Raw genomic sequence first — 23,630 nt, forward strand, 5'->3', positions numbered from 1 at the left:
AGTGCTACACAAGTAGCTCCGAGGGGTGTTGTTATATTAACTCAGCTGCGCTAGTTCTGATTATTGGCGTTTTTGCCTGCCTGGACCCAGCCGGCCACTTCAACGGTACGCTTCGCTTGATGAAAAACAGCGTCACGGATCCGATCCTGATCTTCGATCATTTTACCGTCTCCATCTACACTGACACTTGTTCCGTAAGGGTTGCCTCCCGCACCAAATGTGACTGGATCGGTATAACCGGGTGCTGCAACAATGGCTCCCCAGTGATACATCGACGTGTAGAGTGCCAAAATCGTAGCTTCTTGTCCACCATGCGGGTTCTGTGCTGAGCTCATGGCGCTGACGACTTTGTTTACTGTTAATCCTTTGCCCCAAATACCACCGGTTGTATCAATGAACTGCTTCATCTGGGAAGCAATGTTACCGTAACGGGTTGGGGAACTGAAAATAATCGCATCCGCTTCGACTATATCGTCGGGTGTGGCGACTGGGATATCTTTTGTTTTTTCAGCTAGGGCTTTCATGGCTGGATTTGCTTGAATTTTGTCCTCGGGGACCAGTTCCTGCACCTTCAGCAGTTTTACCTCAGCTCCTGCTTTTTCTGCGCTTTCCGCGGCCCATTGTGCTAGCTGGTAGTTAGTTCCTGTGGCACTGTAGTAGATGACAGCTAATTTGATTTTTGACATGCTGTAGTCATTCCCTTCGAGTGTAGTTCCATACTATTAATTACCCTAATGGTGTCTTTATAACCCAGAATGAAATCAATCTATTCGAACTGGACAGACAGATGTCCACTTTGCCTGTATATACTAAGTTCAAGCACAGGAAATGAGGGAGAATGGATGAATACTTATTTTGTAGAGAAAGCAAAAATGACCTTGGCGGGGGTTAGCATACGCACAACTAATGAAGCAGAAATGGGACCTGATGGAGGTTTGTCGCAGCTGTGGGAAACTTATTTTCAGAGTAATATTGCGGGGCAGATAGCTACGGTAAATCCTGAGTATATCTATGCTTTGTATACGGATTATGAGAGTGATGCGAACGGAGCGTATACCGTTGTGATCGGGCATGAAGTAGCTGAGGAGAGACATATAGAGGGAAGGCAGCTAGAGGAAGGCGAGCTAGAGGAAAACGAGCTAGTGGAAAGCGAGCTAGAGGAAAGCAAGCTAGAGAAAAGCGAACTAGAGGAAAGCGAACTAGAGGAAAGCGAACTAGTGGAAAACCAGTTCACCTATGCGGCTGTACCGGAGAGCAAATACATGGTTTTTAAGACGATAAAAGGTCCGGTATTTGAAGTAGTCGTGCAAGCGTGGGGGGAGATTTGGGCGTACTTTAAGGAGTCTGGGGAGGTAAGAACTTACACGGGGGATTTTGAGATTTATGATTCACGGAATTTTGACCCTGCTGACACGCAGGTTGAGATTTATATTGCGATTGAATAGATAGGGGAAGGATGGTTTTGTGTGCTTAGTGGGTTAAGTGCTTAAGCGGGAGATTTTAGGGAAAGTGTTATAGGAAGTGTTTATAGGGAAGTATTTTATAGGGAAAAAGGGATTTAAGGGAGTTGCTTCTGATAGTAGTATCAAGCAGCTTGCGAGAGAAAGGGGGGCTGCCGAGAGGTAGTCCCTATTTTTGCTGACGGCCAGGTACCGGGGAGAAGGGTTACTTGACGGTGGAAGAGAATATAAACAGCTTAAAATTCTCGGGATGTGTTGTTAATCTTTGCTGAGGCTTGCATTTAGGCAGACGGGGGGAGACATAAGAAAAGCCCTAGAGTATATATACTTAACTAATGTGTCTGCGGAAAAATATACGGTAAAAATCCCGTAGATTTGCTGGATTGGGCTCAAGTGGCGGGGATGTACGGTAAAAATCCCGTAGATTTGCTGGATTGGGCTCAAGTGGCGGGGATGTACGGTGAAAATCCCGTAGATTTGCTGGATTGGGCAGAAGTGGCGAGAATGAACGGTAAAAATCCCGTAGATTTGCTGGATTGGGCTCAAGTGGCGCGAATGAACGGTAAAAATCCTCTACATCAGCTGCATAGCGTCGAATTAGTCAGAAATAGGAGCAAAAATGCTCTATATTAGCCGCCCCGAGCTAAAATAGCAGGAAAGAGAGGCAAAAGTGCCCTACATTAGCCGCCCCGAGCTAAAATAGCAGGAAAGAGAGTCAAAAATGCCCTACATTAGCGGCAAACGCCGCTTGGACCTAGTCAAAGTTAGTTTGATGGAGGAGCTAGTGGAACTGTTGTTGTTAGTGGAGTTAATGCGCTTAAGGAACTGATTCAGTTGGTGAAACTAACGGAGTTGATAGAGCTAATGTAACTGTAGAAGTTAATGTAGTCGGCAAAGCTAGTTAGTTAAGCAAATGTGGTTGATGGAACTGAGGTGATTGGTGAAGCTGTTGTAGTTCATGTAGTTCATGTAGTTCATGTAGTTCATGTAGTTCATGTAGTTCATGTAGTTTATGTAGTTTATGTAGTTCATGGAACTCATTGAGTCGGCGGATCCGATAGAGTTGAAGTAGAGATGACCAATTAGCCAACACACAAATATACAGAAATGGAGAATGCCAAATGGGAAAACAATTTACCGCTATACTACCTGTACATGAAGAGTTTATCCTTCGGCAGCATCTTTTTTTCGTAGGGTCGGCGCCGCTTTCAGAAGATGGGCATGTTAACCTTTCGCCGAAGGGACATGATTGTTTTCGGATATTGTCTCCTAATCAGGTGGCCTATCTAGACATGACCGGCAGCGGTAATGAGACGAGCGCGCATCTGCTGGAAAATGGAAGAGTGACGGTTATGTTTTGTGCGTTTGAGGGGCCGCCTAATATTTTAAGACTGTATGGAACAGGGGCTGTGATTTTGCCTGAATCAGCAGAATGGGAAACACTATACCCTATGTTCACATCTCTGCCTGGAGCTAGACAGATCATTTTGATAGATGTTCATAAAGTACAGACTTCCTGCGGATTTTCGATCCCATTCATGAGTTATGCGGGTGAGCGGGATACGTTGCAGCGTTGGTCTATCCAAAAGGGCGAGGCAGGCCTGAAAGAATATAGACAAGAGAAAAACACTAAGAGTATAGACGGGCTACCCACACCTCTTGGACAAAAAAACTGACCAGAGAGGATCTCCCATACTCATGGTCGGTAGAAGGAAGGCACAAACCATAGGGTTGCTTACTCAAGTCATTAAAAGTTGTCTGCTTCGTATATGTACACCCAAGTCGCTATAGTTGCTTGACTACCATTATAAATGTTCACTAGTTGGATACAGTGTATGCTATAAACCAGTACATTCGATCTCATTAGGCAAAGTAATAAGCTAATCGAACGCAACAAGTAATCCCGTAATCCTTTAACCTGTAATCCCGTAATCGAAAAAATGAAGGACATAAGGGTGACGATTCATTTGGCATCCCATTGGAGGGTTTTTTAGAGTGTCTTTCCCTATTTAATAGTCTATTAAACTTATTGCTTTTACTGTTATTTCTATCATCGCATGCTCGTTTATTTAAACTTATAATGAAGGCGATGGGATGGGCTGCTTTTCCATCAATCATCGTTTACATTCTCATGTAGAAATCATTTGAAACGTAGATTAATAAACGGACAAAGGAGATACAGCATGCTGCCATCACTCACATTTCTTAAACGTCAATTAGAGGGAATTTTACGCAATAAATTTGCACAGGGGCATCAAACCTCGGGTTATTTAGCCAAGCTGGAACAGCTTCCCGCAAGCTATGATGCCTATCTGGAATTCGCTCATAGCTTGGTGGCCATTCCAATGAGGGACAATTGGCCTTACTATGAACCAAACGATTTACAAGAGATATGGCAGGAATGCGATCCGGCACGACCTTTAGGCCAGGTCGGCATCTTGAATCTTAAGGATAGCTCCAAGCGTGTGGAGGCGGGATTCCTCGCTTCAGTCTGTGGTTCAATGCTAGGCAAACCGATTGAGGTAAACCCCAGCTTGTCGGAATTGCGTAAAGCTTTAACTTCTGTAGGGGAATGGCCACTGAATGATTACATTTCTGATGAAGTTCTCCATGCTTTAGATCGTCGACATTGGTCTTGGTTTGAGACGACGCGGGGGCGGATTCGTTATGTGGCACCTGATGATGATATCAATTACACATTAATGGGAATGATGGCGTTAGAACAATTTGGCGATGGTTTTACGAAAAGAAATTTAAGAGATTTATGGATAAATCATCTTCCGATAAGTACTACTTGGGGACCGGAGAGGACCATCTTGCTTCGATCGGGGATTAGCTATCTGGAGCATGATAGAGAACTATTCAATCATTCTGAAATAGAGGCTTGGCCCGACTTCATGGTGCAAGATACAGAACTATGCGGAGCAGCGATTCGCGCAGATGCTTACGGTTATGCCTGCCCCGGTCAACCCGCTCTTGCCGCTGAGCTAGCTTGGCGTGATGCAAGTTTTACACATCGCCGGACGGGGATCTACGCCACGATGTTCATCGCCGCTGCGATTGCAGTTGCGCAAGTGCTGCGCGATCCTATTAAAATAATAAGTACTGCACTGCAATTCGTACCTGAAAGGAGCCGATTCTATGAGATTACTCAGGATTGCCTGCAGAGGGTAGCGAATGCAGATAACTGGCTGGAAGCTTATCAGAGCATTAACCATAAGTATGCAAATTATAGTCACTGTCAGGTTTATCAGGAAATAGGTACCTTAATTAATACATTTCGATTTGCAGACAATGTCGGTGACGGGATATGCAAGCAGGTGATGCAAGGCAACGATACGGATAGTTTTGGAGCAACAGCAGGCTCTCTGCTCGGGGTTTATTTCGGTTCTGACAGCCTGGAAACAAGATGGCTTGAGCCTTTCCAAGACCGGATTCATACGGGATTATCTAATTTTCATGAGCAAAAGCTATCCCGTTTGGCTGAGCGGATGGGGCGTTTGCCAGAGCTGTTGCATACTCACCAACATCGAATTGAACCCAGCGAGCTCTATGTAAACGAGAACACCGATTTAAACCTTTGAATTTGATTTCATCAAAAAAATGGTTAAGTGGGACCTATATAGAAGTGCTTTAGAAATTAAAAGTGCCAATTGAGTAGCTGAGTAAAAGTCACCGTGCTTAATGCAATACGACATTATCCCGTAACAGGTTACTTTTTGATTTTTTTCATCTATCCATAGACTGCTAGTACATGGAAAAAAAGACACCAACCCCCGGTTAGTGTCTTTTTGTCTAGCAACAGGTACTGCTAACAATGGCAAATTTGCTTGAAGATGTTACATCAAACGTAGATCACATAAGGGATGATGCGTAACCAATGGTGTGAAAGCGTCTAGAGCAGATTACTTGAAAGTTCAATGGATTGTTAAAAACATCCACAATAGGTAAATTAACGAGACTTAGACTACAGGATAATTACGAATGATTAACGAGCTATGTGATCTTCATGGCATTACGTACCTATTAACCATCGAAGCGCTGTTCAACGCTAGTTGCTATAAGTGGTGGAGCTTACAGGATCGTCGAGCCGACACAAAGACAAGGTTATCCCGTATGCCGTATGCCGTATGCCGTATCCTGTATCCCGTATCCCGTATCCCGTATCCCGTATCCCGTATCCCGTATCCCGTATGCTGTATCCCGTATCCCGTATCCCAAATCCCTACCGCCCAAAGCTCATGCTACCTACGGATTCCACTATAAACACAGGCACATATTGCTCGCCCATGTCTGTTCCAACGAGCTCATATCCATTCTGATATTGGCCACTAACTAACGCGTTACCTGTAACGGAACCCACTTCTCCTTGGAGCAAAATATAAATCCCATCCGAGTAAGCAAGACTATTGCCGAAGTTATCTACGACGATCTCACAATGAAAAGAGACCTTTTCAAAAGGATGAGTGGTCAGATCCGCAGCTGAGATTACGGCATACTCCTGAACAATCTCCGCGAATTGATAGATGCCGTCTACTTTACGGTAAAGTGCCGTTTGCCCGTCAACACCGTCTCCAAGATCTGCATTAGGCACGAGAATAGAGTCATCCGGCTGCAGTTCATAACTATCACCAGCTAAAGAAAATAACTGCGAAATACCATTCGATTTCATCTCATACGCTGTGAAAAGGGTGCGTCCACCTTCAACCTCAGATTGGGCTAAAACCACAGGTACACCTGAAGAGGTTGCCAACTGTTCATTAAAAGTAAGACTGCGCAGACTCTCGAAGCGTGGCAAGCTGTTTCCGGTTAATGTGACCACATTGTCGTCGTTATTCATCGCGGCATAATAGAGCACGCCACTATTATCCGTCCCGGCAACGATCACTTTTGTGCTCGATAGTCCTTTGCGTGAGATGACGTTGTTGTATTTGTCTTGCTCTTCTCCCCCAGGAAGGAGGCGAACAGGCTCTGCGATATTCCAGGCAATTCTAGCAGCGGCAATGTTTGTCGAAGTATCTTCTAGCGGGGCAAGATCTCCGTATAATTGTATCGCCTCGGCATATTGACCTTTAGTAGTCAGACGTTTGGCATTTTTTAGTAGCTTAGCCTTAGTGGTATCGATCAAAGTCAGCACCTTTGATGAAGTGATACCTGCCGATCCTGCAAAATTACGATAAGCTACAGCATGCCCTGCAAAAGCTGTGATATTGTCACCTTCAAGATCCTTGTTCAGGATGATCTTCCCGCTGCTTTCTGCTTGTTGAAGTACCCAAGGAGCTTCGTAATTATGCTGGCTATAAGCACTCATCAGGGACAGGGTGCTTTCCAGCATGCCGGTAAAGTTTCCTGCTCCTGCTAAGGATTTTAATATAGCTGTGTCATGGCTTTTAAACTTTGAGGCTAGTAAATCCTCTTTGGAAGCTGTACTTCCATAATAAGCATCAGGAATCTGCAAAAGATTCCATTTGAAGTTCTCTTCATTACTCACCCCTCCGCTCTGGTTCTGGGCAAGCTCGGCAAGGAACTGCTCCTTAAACTGACGGAAATAAGAGGTGAACTGGTCTGAAATGCCTGAGGCCGACGATAACTGGCGATAATAGGATTCATAGGAACCGCCTGGCTTCATATATGTAGCTTTTAAACTGAGCAGAGCTTGATAGCTCTTCATAAATCCGGTAAAATCCTTAGTCGCTGCTTCCTCCTTAGTAGAGGTTAACAAATCATTCAGAACCTTGCGGATGTCTGTGATTGGAGCTAATTCATCCAGACGTTTTGCGACTCTTTTTTCCTGGTAATCAATGGAATAGTTGGCCGCTGCTTGACGGTACTGATTCTCTGCATTAATCAGATCCCCGGCAGCGTAGAGACGGTCGGCTTCTTTGGTGATTTGTATTTTATCTGCGATGAGAAAAACCTTCTGTCCAAGCAGCACAAGCATGCATATACACAAAATGATCATAAAGTTTCGCAGGGTTATTAATTGTTTGAACGTCATATAGAGTAGCCTCTTTTTTCAAAATATAAGAAAGCCTAAGAAAGTATAAGTTTCACGGTATACATCATCCTTATATTTCTTTGAGAAACGGTTGGTTGTCATCAATAAGGATGTTTGCTTTATATTGGTTCATCTTGGCTTTCAGGTCTATTGGACCTCCGGGTCCCAGCGATATTTAGCTTCACGAATGTCAGCTACCCTGAGGTCTAAGCCGTTCCAAGGTTCATGGGGATTCGCAGCAATGAGTTTGGACAACCGCATAAAACGGTCCTTGGGCAGATCTTGCACGTATCGGCCAATCATATTGGAGTAGAGCAGGGCATAACGCTTCATTCTTACCGCCGCTCCTGCAACGCTCGTAAGGATGGTTAAGCCGTTAGCCATCTGGCGAATCTCCACTTCATAGTTCTTCACGTAGCGTAGTGTGCGATCCTTAATGAGATCAGGACGGACTTTAGCGATCTCGCCGATATATTCGGCTAGCAGTGGTTCGAAGTCTTTTAGAAGAAGCTGCTCCAGTTCTAGATCCATATCCTTGCGGAGTAAAAATCCATGCAGCAAAGCCACTCGCTGCCGCGCGATCCGGTCGCCGCGAAGCAGGATGGAGAGCTCGCGCAGCTTCTCATAGGCAAGAACATCATCCTCACGGAGTACGGAGACAGCTTCCTGACGGTTGACCTCCAGCCCTTCCTTGATGATGCCGATCCCACGACCAAGCAGCTCATTGAGAGAACGAAGATTCTCGTTCTGCCTTACTTTTCGCTGCGTATAGTACAATAGTCCAGCAAGCACAAGACCCCCGGCACCACACAATATCATTTGTTGGATGCTATTTCCAAAATAGACAGAGGCTAGTGTGAGCAGTAAGATGAATAGTAGGCGGGTATGCATCTTCCGTCTGGCTAGTGATGCTGCGTGCTGCTCTACAGCAATAAGTGAGGCTCTGCCACATTTGCTACAGCGGTCTTCGCCAAGAGCGGTATACCGCCCGCAGTGGCGACAGATTCGCAGCTTGTCATAAGCGTAACGCGGGGCCTTGAAAGGCCGGAAGGTAACGGGTCTTTTCTTATTCACGGCCTTTATCGCCTCCGTTCAAAGCGGCTAGCAGTCGATCGTTAATATCATCACGTGTCAGTGGTTTGCGCTGATGTGCGGCATAAATGGAAATCTGAATTACGGCAATTAGGAACGTAATCCCAAGAATGACGTATGAAATCATGGAACAATCCTTTCTCATGGACGCTCTGCAGTCCAGATGGCTTTTAGAATGATAATCTTCTATGCATCAATGCACTGGGTCCGGCGGTCCTAAAGTTGAAGTTTACAAGGTTTAATTATATCATAATGGCATGCTATTTACAGATTTTAGCGATAGTGCTGAACCTGTCATATGTGCCTAATATAACACAAGAGGAGCCCTATTTATGCTTCGTAAATATCAAAGTATTAGAACAACCAAGACTCTCTTTCTACGTATCTTTCCGGCATTGCTCCTGGCTCTTTGTCTAGCTGCCTCGCCTTTTGCAGCTGTTAAGGCCTATGCGGCAACGTCGGCGCAATCTCACATTGACGCTGTGCTTCTTATTGATGTCAGCAACTCCATGAAGACTAGTGACAAGAACAAAATCGCCAACGAAGCGATGAAAATGTTCATAGATATGTTATCCACCCAAGGTGATAAAGTAGGTATTGTTGCCTATACCGACAAGGTGCAACGGGAAAAGGCCCTGCTGCAAATTAGCTCGGAGAGCGATAAGCAGGATTTGAAGGATTTTATTGATGGTTTGGACCGAGGAGCTTACACCGATATCGCTATTGGCGTAGAGGAAGCTGTAAAGGTTCTGCAGAATGGAAGTGACCCTTCCCATGAGCCTATCATTGTAATGCTCGCTGACGGCAATAACGATTTCAATAAAGCGACAGGCCGGACGCAAAGTGAATCAGATAAAGAGCTGACGGCGGCCGTAGAGGTTGCCAAAAAAAATGGCTATCCCATCTATACTATTGGACTAAATGCAGATGGCAAGCTGAATAAACAAAGCCTCGCCAACCTGTCCAGTGAGACGGGTGGTAAAGCATTTTCGACGGACTCAGCAGATGATCTGCCGCAAATCCTGAGTGAGATTTTTGCCAGCCATTTGAAGCTGAAGGTAGTGCCTGTGCAGTCGATTACTGCAAATGGCGATTATCAGGATGTGACCGTCAACGTGCCTAACGGCAGTGTTTTGGAAGCCAATATCTCAATTATGTCTTCACAGCCTGTGACAGCGAAATTAACGGACCCGTCAGGGAAAGAAGTTACGATCCCCTCAAACAATGTCCTGCTGTCCAAGTCTTCTACTTATAGCTTGATTAAGCTACTGTCACCGCAGGAAGGAGATTGGAAACTTCAGGTTAAAGGTGTGCCAAAGGATAAGATTGATATTAATCTAGTCTTTAACTATGACCTGGAGCTTAAGATCGATGCGCTGCCATCAGCAACCTATAAAAAGGGTGATGAAATCGACATCACCTCCCATCTGTTCAGCAACGGTACTCAGGTAACACTCAGTAATTTGTATCAAGATATGAAGGCGGTACTGCTTGCTACAGATATTGATACAGGTGATGTGCAAGAAATCGAACTGGATAACTCCGGAGCTGTCTTCAAGGGTACATTTGAGGTAAAAGAAAGCCATAACTACGAGTTGAAGGTACGGGCAGAGGAAAGCAGCTTTTATCGGGAAAGTGCACCTATCCAGATCAGCGCGAAGACAGGCGGAGCAGCAACAACAGCACCTTCTACAGGGACTGGCAACGAAGAACCCCTGAAGGAAGCCTCATCCAAAACCCTGTATTACATTATAGGGGGCATTCTTTTAGTGCTGGCAGCGGGTGCAGCATGGTATGTGCTGAATAAGAAATCGGCACGTGGTTTTGTTGGACAGCTGGTAGTAGAGGTTAAAGACAGCAATACGGGTGAGAAGACCTACCCACAATATAAGAAGCTTGCAGGCTTCAAGGGCAAGTTCAGCCTTCATCAGCTGCTGCAATTGGCGCCTGAACTGAAGGAGAGCGAAACTGTTATTTTCACACCGGCTAAGAATGACCGATTGCTGTTACGCAGCGGAGAAGGTGTTACTGTGGAGAGATCCGGACGTGCTGCGGATGCTTCGCGTGGTCTTGAACTGAAGAGTGGGGACCGCGTTTCAGTATCTCTACAGACGGTAGATAAGACGATTTATCTGGAATATTTAGTATAGTAGGCAATGGCAATGTATGCCGCAGAAACAGTTTTGCTGCAAGATATCTGAAGTACAGCTTCCGCAAAACTTTTAGGAGGATAAGCATATGAAACCAGTAGTAAGAGAGCATATACAGCAGTTGGATGTATCACTAGGCGGCGGGATTGTCAGCGATAAAATCAGGGTGGATACGATTGATAATCCGATCCTGATCATTGGACTAGGCGGCACGGGCATTGATGCCCTGCTGCGTCTTAAATATCAGATTAACCGCCGCTTTAAACTGCCGGAGGATCCTATATCCAAGAAGAAACGGGACAAGCCGGATAATGTAGAATTTCTAGCTTTTGAGACGAATGAACAGGATCGCGGAAAAAAATACAAAGGCATTGGGCTGGACCCGCAAAATGAATTTGTACTCCTGGCGAATGCGGAAATCGGCGGACTGCTACAGAACCGTAGTATCCTCGATTCGTACATTACGGATTGGCTGTCACCTGAGCTGAGTATCACAGATGGTATGAATGGTGCTGCTGGTGTGCGGCAGGCTGGACGTCTGCTTTTGTTCACCAAGATTAATCAGGTTGTAGGCGCGATTGATAAGAAGATCAAGACGTTATCCGTAGGCACTAACAAAAAGCTGATGGTCTTTCTGCTGACAGGTCTGTCGGGCGGTACAGGCAGTGGGGCTTTCTTGGATATTGCCTATATCGTGCGCGGTATTATTGAACGTGACTATGGATCAGCCGGTATTGACCGTGTGAACACGCTGGGTTATCTCTTTACACCTGACGTGAACCTGTCTAATAAAAGTCTAAGCGAGCACACGCGTGAATATATTCGCAAGAACGGTTATGCAGCGCTAAAAGAGCTGGATTACTGGATGAATGTGGACAGTCGTGGTGAGCGGTTCCAGCAGCAATACGGTAATATTTTGACAGTAAATTCACCGCTGCCTCCATTTAATCTATGTCATTTGATCTCTGCAACGAATACCGAGGGTAAGCTGCTGGAGAATGCGTACGATTACTGTATGAACGTAACGGCGGAGAACATCACGAACTTTATGGCGAGTGAAGAAAAACAGTCTGGTGAAGAATTCGCCATCCATGATTATATCAGCAATATCCGCACCAACATTGCGCAGATGAACAAGACCTACCCAGCTAACTATGAATACAACATTATCGGTGCCTCGTCCGCTGTGCTTCCGATTGAGGAAATGACGACTTACCTGGCTTTCCGCTTGTTTGATAAAATGGAAAAAATGTTCCAGCAGGCGCCAGGTCAAGAGGATGTAGAAAAATTCGCACGTAAGCTTGGAATTGATCTCGACAGTATGATCAAGACGTTTGAATCCCGTGTGCCTGAGCCGTTGCCAGGCTACGAGAACAGCGAACGCTTGAGCCATGCCAATGTTGTTAAGAATCAAGTGGTAAGCATGGATACAGAGCTGGAGCAGAACTTCCTGGCTCGTGCCCGTGAAGAATATATCAAATCGAAAAAGCAGCTGCCTGGCGAAATTGTGGGACGTTTCAGTGAAGAGCTGGAGCGCATATTCCTGCATCCAGAGCAAGGACCGTTCTACGTTTCCCGCTTGCTGTATACCGAGAAGGGCTTCTGTATTTTGAAGCTGATTCAGTCTTATATTGAGGCTTTACGTGAAAGCTTGTTGCGTTTGCCACGTGATATTGAGACAGCGCAGGACAGTGCGGATGAGAAGCTGAGCGATGCCCGCAGTGCTTTTGTCTCCAAAGAGAAGAAGAAAAATGCCTATATTGAGGCTAAAATCAATGAGTATTGGCTGCACGCCGATGTAGAACGCACTGAGCAAATGATTCAATTTTACGAGGACTTATATGAGCTCTTAAATGATGAGAACAGCCGGATTTACGGTGTGTTTACAGAGATTCTTAGTGCGCTTAGCTCGATTTTTGCCAAGAACGGGGACATCCTTATCAATGGCGAAGAGCAGGCAGACTATAAAGGAAACAAAACTTATTATTGGAACATTGTGAACGTGCCGGATATTTCGGCGACCATCTCCAAGATTATGGATCAGAAGGACGGCGACGACCTGATTCGTGACTTCACCCGTGAAATGCTGAAGCATTCCGGACGTTGGGTCAAAGAGCAGGAGATTGATATCGTTCGCTCAATTTCGGAATTCCTTAGCGATAAGTTTGGCGATCTGATTACCCGTTCGATGGAGGATTTCCTTGTGATGAAATTCGGCCATGAAGAGCCGCTGGATAAATTCGTTGAGCGGATTATTGCCGGTAAATTGGACGAAGAGGCTGTGCCTACCTTCCACCTTAGCAATAGCTCAGGCAGCTTACATTTCCCATCATGGGGTTTCGTTTCCGTGCCTGTTAAAGCGCCGGGTATCCTAAAAGGGATTCGTAATTATCAGAATAATGCGCTTGGCAAATCGCAATTTACGATCAAGGAGAGCCAAGTGAAAAACCGTATTTTCTGGCTTAATACACGTAACGGTGTGCCACTTTTCGTATACACGCCGCTGCGGGTGTTTGAAGAAAACTATGAGCGGACCATTCTCGACAAGGAAGGGATCGGCCGCCATCTCGTGATGACGGATAAGAACAACTGGACGTATCTGCCTTCTCCGATTCCGGAAAAATCATGGGGCGACACTTACGTCAATTCTCGTGTACGTGATTATAACGCTAGAGTGCGTGCAGACTTTGCAAATGCGCTGGCAAGTGGAGTCATTATTGAAAAAGGTGTAGATGAGAACACAAGTAACAGATATTCTGTTGTGTTCACCAAACCTTTTGATCTGGACGCCATTTTGAACGGTTTCGATATGCAGCTGCAATCTACACGCCCAAATCTCGGTGAAGTGAAGAAGGCGGTTGATGAGCTGAAGAGCCTGCGTGAGAAGGGCTTGGAGCGGGAAGGCATTAAAGATATCTTTGGCAGCATCAACAAGGACATGGCGCAGGAGAATCTCATTCGTTCACCGCAGCTGATTTCACGTGTTCGTGTGGAGCTGGCTAAATATGCTGAACTGACTGCCAAAGCCGCTGAGCTTGAAGGTGTGCTTCATCAATATCTGGACGAAGATAAGTGGATGGATCAGTTCATTGAAGCTTTGTATACGGACAGCATTATCAAAAAAGGCGCACTCTACGTTTATGACCGTGATGAAGAAGAGGACGCTTGGGAGCCGTTTGCTAATTTGATGAAAGAGCGCAGCTATGTAGAGTATGCCGTGTATCGTCACTTCCGGGAGCTGGATGAGAAGAGCCGCAGCGTACTGCTGCGTAAGGCAGCACGTCGTGCAGGTGAAATGACTGCCGCTGAAGACGTTACCCCGCTGCTCTATAAGCTGGAAGGACTGTATGTATCATTCCTGGAAGCACGCGACAGCTTGGAGTACGAACGGGTAGAGTATGAGAGCGGCGATGAGATGTACGGATTCTACAAGAGCATGACTAGCAAGCTCGGCAGTATCCGCAGAAAGTTGAAATAGGCCTATGATCAAAACACAGGCATTATCTTATGGTGAACAATATGCGGTACAGGAAGAGGCACAGCGCAGCAAAGGGGATGGACGCAGCAGCATCCATTACCCTGCCCTGTTTCTGTTCGTAGGCGACAAGGTTGCTCCGGCCATCGGTCCGGTGCTGGATAGCTGCGAACGAAAATGGGATAACGCCGGCGGTGTTATGGCATTACATGCTGTGACAGGTGCGGCAAAAGAGGGAATAGACGGAAGTATAAGTGGATCTGTTGCGGGAGGAAAAGACCGGGTGCTGGCCATGGCCTTGCCGGAAACGGCAGGGTCAGATCCACGCACTGTGCGTCATGAACTTTACCGCAAGTTTCATGAGGATACACGTTATCTTGCTGAAATGAATAAAGTTATCCGGCGGCTGAGCAACAGTATAGCGGATTATGGACGTCTATATTCATCTTTTGACGTCATCCATCTCTCTATCATTACGCGGGTTGATGATCCGCTTAATGTATTGCTGCCGGAAATTACACTGCTGGCTCGTGCTGTACTCGGCCAGTCCTTTAAGTCCGTACAGACAGATCTCTACGCTCTGATCAATGAGCGGGAGGAAGGGGATAATTTTGGATATTCCAGCTCAGTAGGGCTGGCTTTTCTGCGTGAATTGGACAGAATGCAAGCTACGGACTATAAGTTTAATGCGCCGTTACTTGTGACGGAAGACGGTCTGTCGATTCCAGTTGCCCATGGTCCTTCCGCATTATTTGACCTTGTGTATCTGCTCTCCGATAAGAATGAGCGCGGTATGATGTCTGCACACGGTATGGATGACAACTACGAGATTATTTCTCATATTAGTCTGCTCAAAAATCGGGTCCGCCCGGCTTCTGATCAGGCTACTGGTCATGGCGGATATAACAATATGACCTTCAAAAGCGGCATCAGGGGCAGCACTGGAAGACAAGGCTACGCCTCTGCTGGCTTTTCCGGGGTAAGAAGACCTAATGTTCAAATTGCTTTGGCGGTGCTGTATCATGCGTTCCGGCGGCTTGTCTCCGATATGCGTGAGGGTAGTTCGTGGACTATACGTGAACGGCAGGCGTTGTTAGGGCTGGACCCTGACAGCTTGCGGGAACACGCGGTACACCTACTTCCGGAGAAAGACGGCCTGAATGAAATGACGGGGTTAATGAGTCACGGACGCCCTACCTATAATGAACTGAAGCAGCTGTCACTTCGTGAAGCTGAACGGCAGTTGTTCGGTGACGGGGGCGAAGCTTATTTCCGCAATAACTTTGTGGCAGAGTCAAACCGGAGAGTAGAGGGAATGAATCCATTACGCCAATGGCGCACTATGCTGGCGGCACAGGAAACATCTACGCCAGCGGTAAACTTTTATCAGCTTACGGAGTGGACGGCAGATCGTGATGAAGCCGGAAGTGTGCTCCATCTTTTACATCAGCATATGGCAGGCTTACGTTCCGCGATTCTCTCCATGCAGGAGGAGCTTGAGGATCTTTACGCAGAAAGCGTGGAGCGCCAGCCGTTCCAGCGTGTGCCGCTTTTTGATAAAAGAACAGTACGTAACTTCATTCATTATTTATTCTCAGCCGTATATGGCAAAAAATATGAACTATTGGGCCTAGAAAGTGAGCTTGCCCTATGCAGTCGTTTGGAATCTGCACTTGAGCAGCTTCATATGGAAAGTATGGCTCGTGTGAAAGCTATGGAGACTTTGGAGGAAGAATTGCGTATTACTGTTATGGACAGCATTGGGCGAACAAACGAAACAACGGGTCAGAACGTAATGGAATACTACCGCGTAGTCACAGAAGAAGTGATGAAGGATATCGAAACCCGGCGTGGACCTGGAATATTCTTCAGTGAGAAGTACATGGGCAGTATCTCCAAGCTCTTAGAACAAGGGAAAGAAGCTGTGATTGAGCGTTTGATTGATATTTGCCGCCGGGAGCTGCTGACAGCAGAACCTTTTAATTTATCTTTTGAGGAAGAGCTTCTGCGGCGTGCAAATGTTGCGGCAGCCTATGAGAATCGTCAGGTTCTATCGAGGGAAGAGCTGTTCAAGCGCTTGTATCATAATTTGGAAGAGGGCGCGGCCATTAATGTTCGGCTATTCGAATACACGCAAGAGCATCGTCATGAGGAGAAATATTTCTTCGGAGACAGCTCATCAGAATTCCTACGCTACGCCTTTGGAGTGGATGAGACAACCCGGATTTACCGGTTAGGATTCGTGCATGAGCAGCGGAGGAGCGGAGTGGAGAAGCTAAACCTGATGGGCGGCTTTCATTTAGAAGACCTGCTCTATTATCGCAACGGTAAGGTCTATTATGAGACTTATGCTCAGAATGGCTATCAGCTCCATGGGCTGAGTGAAGATCAGCTTCCTGAGATGCGCTGATGGCGTAATAGATAGGTACCCTCACTTTAAGTCCCTTTATTGCCTTGGTGCAATAGAGTCATCGGATATAACTCTTAATTAGATTTCTGGGATAGGGACATTTCTCCTTATTTCCACTGCACACTATGCAATAGAATAGAAATAGATGTTTCTCCTATTCCATTCTATTGCACAAAGTGCAATTTGGGGGATGATAACACATCCGGGTAGCCCGTTTATCAGGCAGCATAACCCCCGGAATGTTTAAAGGATAAGAGTACAATTCAGATTTTACCCGGAAAGGAAGTATAACGATGCAGAGAAAAATCAATCTGCTGCTGCTCTTCTTCAGTCTGATCGGCGGCGGGGTCGCCTTTCTTTTTGGCGAATGGCTGCTAAGCTGGTATAACGATCTGCCTTCCATCCTGCTTGTGGGTATTTATTTTGCTATTGTGGCGCTGGGAGTCGGTGTAGGCTGCCTGCTTGCAGAGATGATCTCGCCACGACTGAACGGAGCTTCATGGAAGCAGCGCTATCTGGGGTTATCGTGGAAGCTGCTGCCTCTGATGATTGTACTTGCACTTGGTGTTGGAGCTTTAACGGAGTTTGTTTATGAGCTGAATTTTGGCGGAGCCAGACCAGTTAAGAATGTAGTAATGGCTATCGATGACTCAGGCAGTATGACACAGAGTGATCCCGATAATAGCCGGTATTCCGCAGCAAAAGCGTTAATTACAAAAATGGACACTGACAATAAGGTAGCCGTGGTGACCTTTAACAACGAAGCGGTAGTTGTCCAACCTTTAACGCCACTCTCAAATTCGGAGAATCGTGAGAAGGTGCTGACTGCAATCGATAATCTGCAGCCAACCGAAGGCGGCACGAATATTAGCGGTGCGGTCTCAGAGGCACTCAAGGAGATTGACAGTGACGGCAAAAAAGACCAAGGAGCCATGGTCATCTTGTTGTCTGACGGAGTGAGTAATTTCGATACCACAAGAGAGTTGCAGGCTTATGTAGAGCGCGGTATTGCCGTGAATACCATTGGTCTGGGCTTGAATGATCCAGCAGGCACTCAGCTGTTGCAGGATATTGCGAGAGTGACAGGCGGACACTATTATGATGTCAAGGATTCAGCCCTGCTGGGCGATGTGTTCCAGCAGATCTATGACCGTCTGGGAGATCGGACGCTGCTAACTGAGCGCAGTGATTCAACGGCAGACAGTCCTTATTATGCTGCGGTTCGTATTTTGTCACTGATGTTGATGGGAGCTGCGCTTGGATTAGGTCTGGGAATTATGTTTGATAACCGTCATTTGGCTAAAAGCTTTGGGATTGGCGGCGTAATATCAGGCTTGTTCGCAGGACTGATTCTGGAATTTGGACTTAGCGGTGACTCCTTTACAGATAGTCTTATTCGTCTTCTGGCTGTTCTTATATTAGCTGCTATTATTGCATTATTTACAGGCGTCATTCCGGTAGGAGAAGGACGTATTTATCGAAATAGAAGAAACAATAACGCAGCGCCTGCACCAGCATCGGATAACTTTCCGGGTCGGCGCAGAAGCCGGAACAGCAAAGGATTCTAGTGTAGCGGAAAGGGGTTTACAGTAATGAGGTACGCCGAGGTTAATGCTTCCGCTCCGGGAATAACGGATGTGACATCCCAAGTGGATGACCGATTCTGTACGCTGAGATGGCGCTGGCCGGACGGCGTGCAGGCGGTGTACATCCACAAAACCTCCGCAGAAGCGGCTGACATAGGAACCGGAGATGATCCGCCGGTCGGGATGAAGCTCTACACTCGTGAGGAATACAAATCTAACAATGGTTATCGTGATCGATTGGATGAGATCGGATTGATATCCTATACGATATTTGCTCGTCTTGCTGAGAACGGTGAGACTGCCCTGGTGAGGCAAAATGATGGTGTGAACCGGGTGATGGTCAGTGCAGGCAAAGCCCGGATCTATTATTCCATTCAACAAAAAAAAGCCTTATTCGGAAAACAAAAGACCGTACATATGGCGATTACGGCAGAAGTGCCCGTGGCACGGGATGTCCTCTGTTATGTCAAGAAACGTGGAGGGCATCCTGCAGGGAAAGAGGATGGTATTCTCTTTCCCTTCGTCCAGGATTTCGCTCCTGGACGCAATGTACTTCCGCCGATTGAAATCGGTAAGGATGATTTTGTACGCATCTTTTTCACCGATGGCAAGAAATATGGGCTTTATTACGAATTGGTACCGGAGTGAGACTGGGTCTACGCGTACAAGCGGGTAATGAGCAGTGCGTTCATAGCAAGTACGTAGATACAACTTTTGGGAGGATGAGTAGATGTCTTTTTTTAGCCGTTTTATGAAAAAGAATCAGCCGGAGCCGCGGCCGCTTTTTTACGATATAGTGTGCCCGTATTGCTTCACCAAGTTCTCTCCGGAGGATGTCGTCTTTCGGGCTATGCACAGCCGGGAGGACGATGAAAATTACGCATTGGGTGAGGATGACGCCTTGAACAAATACCGTGAGCGCTTTGGGCTTGATACGGTAGATGACATAGAAGCGATTATCAACCCGGCGGATATTCCGGAAGAATATCATCATTACACGGATCATGTGTTAACTGGGCTTACGGATCGTTACGGTGTGCTTACGCGCAGACGGCTTTGCCCGTCCTGCCATAATGAGCTGCCGGTGACTGCCGGGAAGGTGCCAAGTAACATCATCTCGATTATCGGGGCATCCCAAGTCGGGAAATCGGTGTATATGACCTCGCTGATCCACACATTGCAGCATACTACAGCAGGTCATTTTGATGCCGCTTGTATGCCGCTTAATGCAGAGATTAGCCGTAAGTTCCGTACATTGTATGAGGAACCGCTTTTTGAGCGTGGAGATCTGTTGGCTTCTACACAGAAGGAAAAAATGCAGGAGCCTTTTATCTTTCAATTTGTCTTTAAGGATGAAAATAAACCGCCACTGACACTTGTATTCTTTGATGTAGCAGGTGAGGGTATGGTGGATCAGGATTATCTTGGACTTCATGGTCAGCATATCAAGAACTCTGCGGGTATTTTGTTTATGGTCGATCCGCTGCAAATCCGTTCTATCCGTGAAAAGATTCATATTAACATCGGTGACCGCCCGGGAGAATGGGTCTCACAATATGACGAGCCGCGCGATGTGGTGCTGACGATGTTCGGTGATTTTATTGCCTATCAGGAAAAGAGCAAAACAGACATTCCAACAGCGGTTGTGCTTGCCAAAAGTGATATGCTGCATTCACTGAAGGATGAGGATGGCGATTACATCAAGTCCAACAGCAATGTGTTCAATAACTATGTTCACCGCAAAACATTAAACATGGACGAATTTCATAATATCGACGGGGAAATTCGCAGATTTATTGGTAAGGTGGACAGACCCTTTAAAGATACAATGGATGTTTATTTCGCGAATACGGGTTATTTTGCAGTATCTGCGTTGGGCAGCAACCCTGTGAATCAAAAGATTGAGGGTGTAGTAAGCCCGATTCGTGTAGACGAGCCTTTTATTTGGCTGCTGCATAAGCTGAAGTATATTGAGGGGAGCGACGGCCCGTGAATGTTTTCTCAGGGTCAACAATCGCCCAACAGATGTACACCCGCGAACGTCGCGGAGTGTTTCGTTCCACAGAAGGCTTCGATACGGTAGCGAAATCAGATAGTCTAGACAATAATTTTGTGAAAAAAATCCTTCATCCCTTCTGCCTCTACGATGCTCCTGCGGAGTTAACCGCACGTGGAGAGAAGGATGAGGCTGCATATCCTGGTGCGCTGCACCTATTTCATGCTGAGAACGGGGATACAGTTATTGGGCTTAGTCGTTATCAAGCGGCCGATTTCACAGGCCAACGAAGCGCTTTTTTTGCACATAACTATGTAGTTCCTGCTTCACGTTCCGAAGAAATTGTGCAGAGCTATGGAGACTGGCTGCATGCTGATTTTGCAGAGCGTTATACGGGAGAGCTTGGTGGAACCTTGCCGGAGCTGCCCTCTATTCCAGTTGTTCGCACAGACCGCAGCCCTGATCCAATCGCAGGCTTACGCCTGTTAGGGATTGATGAAGGGATATTCAAGGCATTATTGCAAGCGGTGATGCTCTCTGTAGCAGGTAAGAAAAAAATCTACGTGGCTCTAAACGTACCTATCACCGAGTTGTCTGCGCGGGCGGTGGAACTTACAGAAATTCTGTATAGCGTGCTGCCGTATGAATTCCGCCGTAGATTAGGCGTGATTACCTATGCGAATGAACCGCAAAGCCGTAAATATATACATCTTAGCTTTGTGGAAAAAGGTTCACTTCGTCCCGGTGACCGCAGTATTGAGAAGGATTATACCTTTGATTTGGCTTCCGGACGGATGGGAAATGTCGATTTTGGCGATTCCCGCCAGCCTTATGCTGATTTGGTATGGAAGCTGTTACTGCTGAATCCAGGAGATATTAACGACTTCGTAAGCTTCGCCGATCAGATTCTGCGTGGAGAGAGTCCTGAGCACAAGCTATCCCTTTCTTTCTATAATGAGCTGGCTATATTTTATGAGATTGAGCAAGGGAACGAGCATTTATATACGGAAAACAAGAGTGCGGTGCTAAGTGGTTTGCTTTCTTACCTTAAACCAGATGGTGCAATTCATTCTAGAATCCGCTTGAATGATATTTTCCTAGAAAGATTTGACCGGGAATTTGATCTGATTCGGCAAAGAAATGTGCCAGATCCGGCGATTATGGAATGCTTTAAAGAGTATTTTGTACTTAAGGATCACAATTACAGGGTCAGAATCGTGGATTATTTCATCAATGGGATGCTTCATAGTGTGGAAGCGGGCCGCAAGGATATTTTGAGTGCTGCTTACGGGATCATTGAGAGTAATGATGAGTTAAGTGCAGCTTACTTCCAGCGCGTGATGTCTGAAACTTATTTCCGTAAGCAGCTACTTGAGCCTTATATGGAATCAAGACTAGCTGCGGCGTCCAGATCTGCGGATATTCTGAGCTTTGTGCTCCATTGGGGGCGGTTCCTGCCAGTGGCGTTAGAGCAGTCTTTTGCTCAAAATGCTGTGAAGGATTATTTGCTAGAAAAGCTCCAGCTGGAGCATGATCCGGTGGCTTCTGTGGCGGAAATTCATGAAATTGTAGATAAGGCAGAAAAAGATCGCCGCAAAGGAACAGGAGTTGCTCCTAAGGCACTCTCCCTAATGCAGGATCTTGCTGCTTCAGCAGATAGATTCTTACTGAACCGCTTATCGCTTTCTGATATGACGCAGGAGGAGCTTCTGGAGGTAGTTTTTTTACGGTATGGTAATGTTGTCGATTGGCAGCCGCCACTGGATAGGATTAGCAAGCAGAAAGAGAATGCGCTGCGTGCCGCTTACCGCTGGTTTGGTGAAGAGAAGCCGAATGAGGAGATTTTTACAGGATTGTCTCCGCAGGAACTAGACGATGTGCAGCTACTGGGTCGTCGTTTGCTAAAAGAGGCGCGTGTTCTGGAACCCTTTGAACGGCTTCCGCTAGCCTTTTACTATACAACTCAGCGTGAAGGGGGTCCGCTGGATTACGATGCGCTTCTGGAGCTGTTAAAGCGTAAAGCCGGTTCCGACAAAGAAATCATCTATCGGTTTTTTGCTTGGTCGCAAGGCAATCCTTTATTTACGGTTTCGAATAAAAAGCTGCAACCGGGTTACCGTAAGGCGATTCTGAAGTATTTCCTGAGCAGTGATCGTGAAGCGTTCAAGAATCGGGAATTCCGAAAGAACTATGTCGCGGCAGCTCGGCCTGCTCTGCAAAATGTGTACAATGAAGCCCGCTCCCAACTGGCTTCCCCGCTGGCGCGCTGGATCAGCCGCAGCCGATTTCGACTCTTAATCTCCGGCTCCATTACGGGTATTCTGGTGATTATTGCAATTATCGTATTCAGTATGCTGCGTCCGGATGATACGAAGACGGCTCTGCCGGGGACAAGCCCTGAGCCGACCCCTGTCCAGAGTGCAGGCAATGTGCTGCCTCCGGCTTCAGTATACTTGAAGGATCAGAGCGTCGAAGGAGATAAGGGGAGCAGCATATTGGTGTTCACCTTCGCAAGTGCAGATGACTGTGTGCAGTTTCAACCGACTGAGGTTAGTTTAATGTCTTCGTCTACAGAGATAGATAAAAGCTTTAAGGTCGCTGCTACAAATGGCACTTGTCCAGTGCCGTCAACGGATGGGACGGATGAGGGAAACACCGCTGACGAGTCAGATACCGCTGGCACTACTGGAGGAACAGCAGAAGGTGCAGATGCTACTAATTCTGTAGCTGATGCATCTCCGTCTCCTACGCCTTCCTCTGATACTGAGAACAGCACTGGGTTACCTTCCGCAACAGCTGTGACTGAAGGTGAACAACCTTCCTATCAGGTTGAGGTTACATTGGAGTCTGGAGCGACAATTCTAGAGAAAAGTATGATCAAAGCCGGAAGATTTACATTGATCGTAGATCCCGATCCTAATATTCCACCAGCTTCTGATTCAAGTGCTGAACCCTCCCCGACTGCAAGTCCGGATGGAACAGCCGAATAACAAGCTTTCTGAACAGCAATAACTACCGGAAGGTGGCGTATTGCTGTTCATTTTTTTGCTGCCCATACTAAGCTTTTCTATAGACATGCTATGTATTAATAGATATGATTATGGATGTCAAAATAAGATACTACATACTGGAAAAGGTGCAGACTAAATCAATCTAGTCGTCTGCTTAAAAGGGAAGTCCGGTGCAAGAGTCCGGCGCGGTCCCGCCACTGTATGTGCGGAGCGTTTCTTCTATAAGCCACTGCCCCGAAGGTAGGGTGGGAAGGTGAAGAACAGCGATGAAGCATTAGCCAGGAGACCTGCCTTTTTCGTGAGCGTTTCTATTCTTCGTGGGGTAAGAATGTGGAACATATACAGATGGACTGTTGGCAGGAAGCAAGCGCCGCAGCCTCAATTTGTAATCTTCCCTGACCGCCCTCCAAAGGGGCGGTCTTTATGTTATGCGTCTTATTCCCGGCAGTACC

15 protein-coding genes and 1 riboswitch are annotated in these 23,630 nt (G+C 46.6%); of the genes, 11 read left to right on the top strand and 4 right to left on the bottom strand.

The genetic code is table 11. The annotated features are described in order from the left end of the window. Positions 1-50 precede the first annotated feature (50 nt). The gene (gene wrbA, locus MHI51_RS04685; protein WP_076138996.1) at positions 51-686 is read right to left on the bottom strand and encodes an NAD(P)H:quinone oxidoreductase type IV; all 636 of its coding nucleotides are present in this window, start codon (positions 684-686) and stop codon (positions 51-53) included. Positions 687-842: 156 nt separating this feature from the next. Here wrbA and MHI51_RS04690 point away from each other — a divergent pair, with 156 nt between their 5' ends. From MHI51_RS04690 to MHI51_RS04705, 4 genes are all read left to right on the top strand, one after another. Then, the gene (locus MHI51_RS04690) at positions 843-1,445 is read left to right on the top strand and encodes a GyrI-like domain-containing protein (RefSeq protein ID WP_405173635.1); all 603 of its coding nucleotides are present in this window, start codon (positions 843-845) and stop codon (positions 1,443-1,445) included. 417 nt (positions 1,446-1,862) lie between these two features. Continuing rightward, positions 1,863-2,093: a hypothetical protein gene (locus MHI51_RS04695; RefSeq protein WP_342410440.1), complete on the top strand. Its 231-nt coding sequence runs from the start codon at positions 1,863-1,865 to the stop codon at positions 2,091-2,093. Positions 2,094-2,581: 488 nt separating this feature from the next. Beyond that, positions 2,582-3,136, top strand: coding sequence for a pyridoxamine 5'-phosphate oxidase family protein (locus tag MHI51_RS04700; protein ID WP_076221249.1), 555 nt, complete (start codon positions 2,582-2,584; stop codon positions 3,134-3,136). Positions 3,137-3,643: 507 nt separating this feature from the next. Further along, positions 3,644-5,044 carry an ADP-ribosylglycohydrolase family protein gene (locus tag MHI51_RS04705; RefSeq protein ID WP_076220782.1) on the top strand — a complete coding sequence of 467 codons (1,401 nt, stop codon included), beginning with the start codon at positions 3,644-3,646 and terminating at the stop codon, positions 5,042-5,044. Between the two features lie 641 nt (positions 5,045-5,685). Here the strand turns inward: MHI51_RS04705 and MHI51_RS04710 are convergent. From MHI51_RS04710 to MHI51_RS04720, 3 genes are all read right to left on the bottom strand, one after another. Next, the gene (locus MHI51_RS04710) at positions 5,686-7,458 is read right to left on the bottom strand and encodes a hypothetical protein (protein WP_076276822.1); all 1,773 of its coding nucleotides are present in this window, start codon (positions 7,456-7,458) and stop codon (positions 5,686-5,688) included. 147 nt (positions 7,459-7,605) lie between these two features. Beyond that, on the bottom strand, positions 7,606-8,532 hold the full coding sequence (locus MHI51_RS04715) for a hypothetical protein (RefSeq protein WP_036680808.1): 927 nt from the start codon (positions 8,530-8,532) through the stop codon (positions 7,606-7,608). Further along, positions 8,525-8,677, bottom strand: a complete 153-nt coding sequence (locus MHI51_RS04720; protein ID WP_155986556.1) for a hypothetical protein — start codon at positions 8,675-8,677, stop codon at positions 8,525-8,527. Before MHI51_RS04720 ends, MHI51_RS04715 begins: the two co-directional genes overlap by 8 nt. Positions 8,678-8,882: 205 nt before the next feature. Between MHI51_RS04720 and MHI51_RS04725 the strand changes: the two genes are divergently transcribed. From MHI51_RS04725 to MHI51_RS04755, 7 genes are all read left to right on the top strand, one after another. Beyond that, positions 8,883-10,700 (top strand): vWA domain-containing protein, encoded by a 1,818-nt coding sequence (locus MHI51_RS04725; RefSeq protein ID WP_342410441.1) that lies wholly within the window; start codon positions 8,883-8,885, stop codon positions 10,698-10,700. Positions 10,701-10,788: 88 nt separating this feature from the next. Further along, complete coding sequence (locus tag MHI51_RS04730; RefSeq protein WP_076219740.1) at positions 10,789-14,178, top strand: tubulin-like doman-containing protein; 3,390 nt, start codon at positions 10,789-10,791, stop codon at positions 14,176-14,178. Between the two features lie 4 nt (positions 14,179-14,182). Continuing rightward, positions 14,183-16,585 (top strand): transcription initiation factor TFIID, encoded by a 2,403-nt coding sequence (locus MHI51_RS04735; RefSeq protein WP_405173636.1) that lies wholly within the window; start codon positions 14,183-14,185, stop codon positions 16,583-16,585. Positions 16,586-16,878: 293 nt separating this feature from the next. Continuing rightward, the gene (locus MHI51_RS04740; protein WP_076129588.1) at positions 16,879-18,153 is read left to right on the top strand and encodes a VWA domain-containing protein; all 1,275 of its coding nucleotides are present in this window, start codon (positions 16,879-16,881) and stop codon (positions 18,151-18,153) included. 24 nt (positions 18,154-18,177) lie between these two features. Then, entirely contained in the window at positions 18,178-18,819 is a 642-nt protein-coding gene (locus MHI51_RS04745) for a beta-mannanase (RefSeq protein WP_076219741.1), read from the top strand. An 82-nt stretch (positions 18,820-18,901) separates the two neighbouring features. Beyond that, positions 18,902-20,164 (top strand): hypothetical protein, encoded by a 1,263-nt coding sequence (locus MHI51_RS04750; RefSeq protein WP_076129587.1) that lies wholly within the window; start codon positions 18,902-18,904, stop codon positions 20,162-20,164. Next, positions 20,161-23,157 (top strand): glycosyltransferase, encoded by a 2,997-nt coding sequence (locus MHI51_RS04755; protein WP_405173637.1) that lies wholly within the window; start codon positions 20,161-20,163, stop codon positions 23,155-23,157. Before MHI51_RS04750 ends, MHI51_RS04755 begins: the two co-directional genes overlap by 4 nt. 127 nt (positions 23,158-23,284) lie before the next feature. Then, positions 23,285-23,488, top strand: a riboswitch (cobalamin riboswitch). Positions 23,489-23,630: the final 142 nt, after the last annotated feature.

It is taken from the genome of Paenibacillus sp. FSL H8-0260 (genome assembly GCF_045040625.1).
GTDB classification, from domain to species: Bacteria; Bacillota; Bacilli; order Paenibacillales; family Paenibacillaceae; genus Paenibacillus_AQ; species Paenibacillus_AQ odorifer.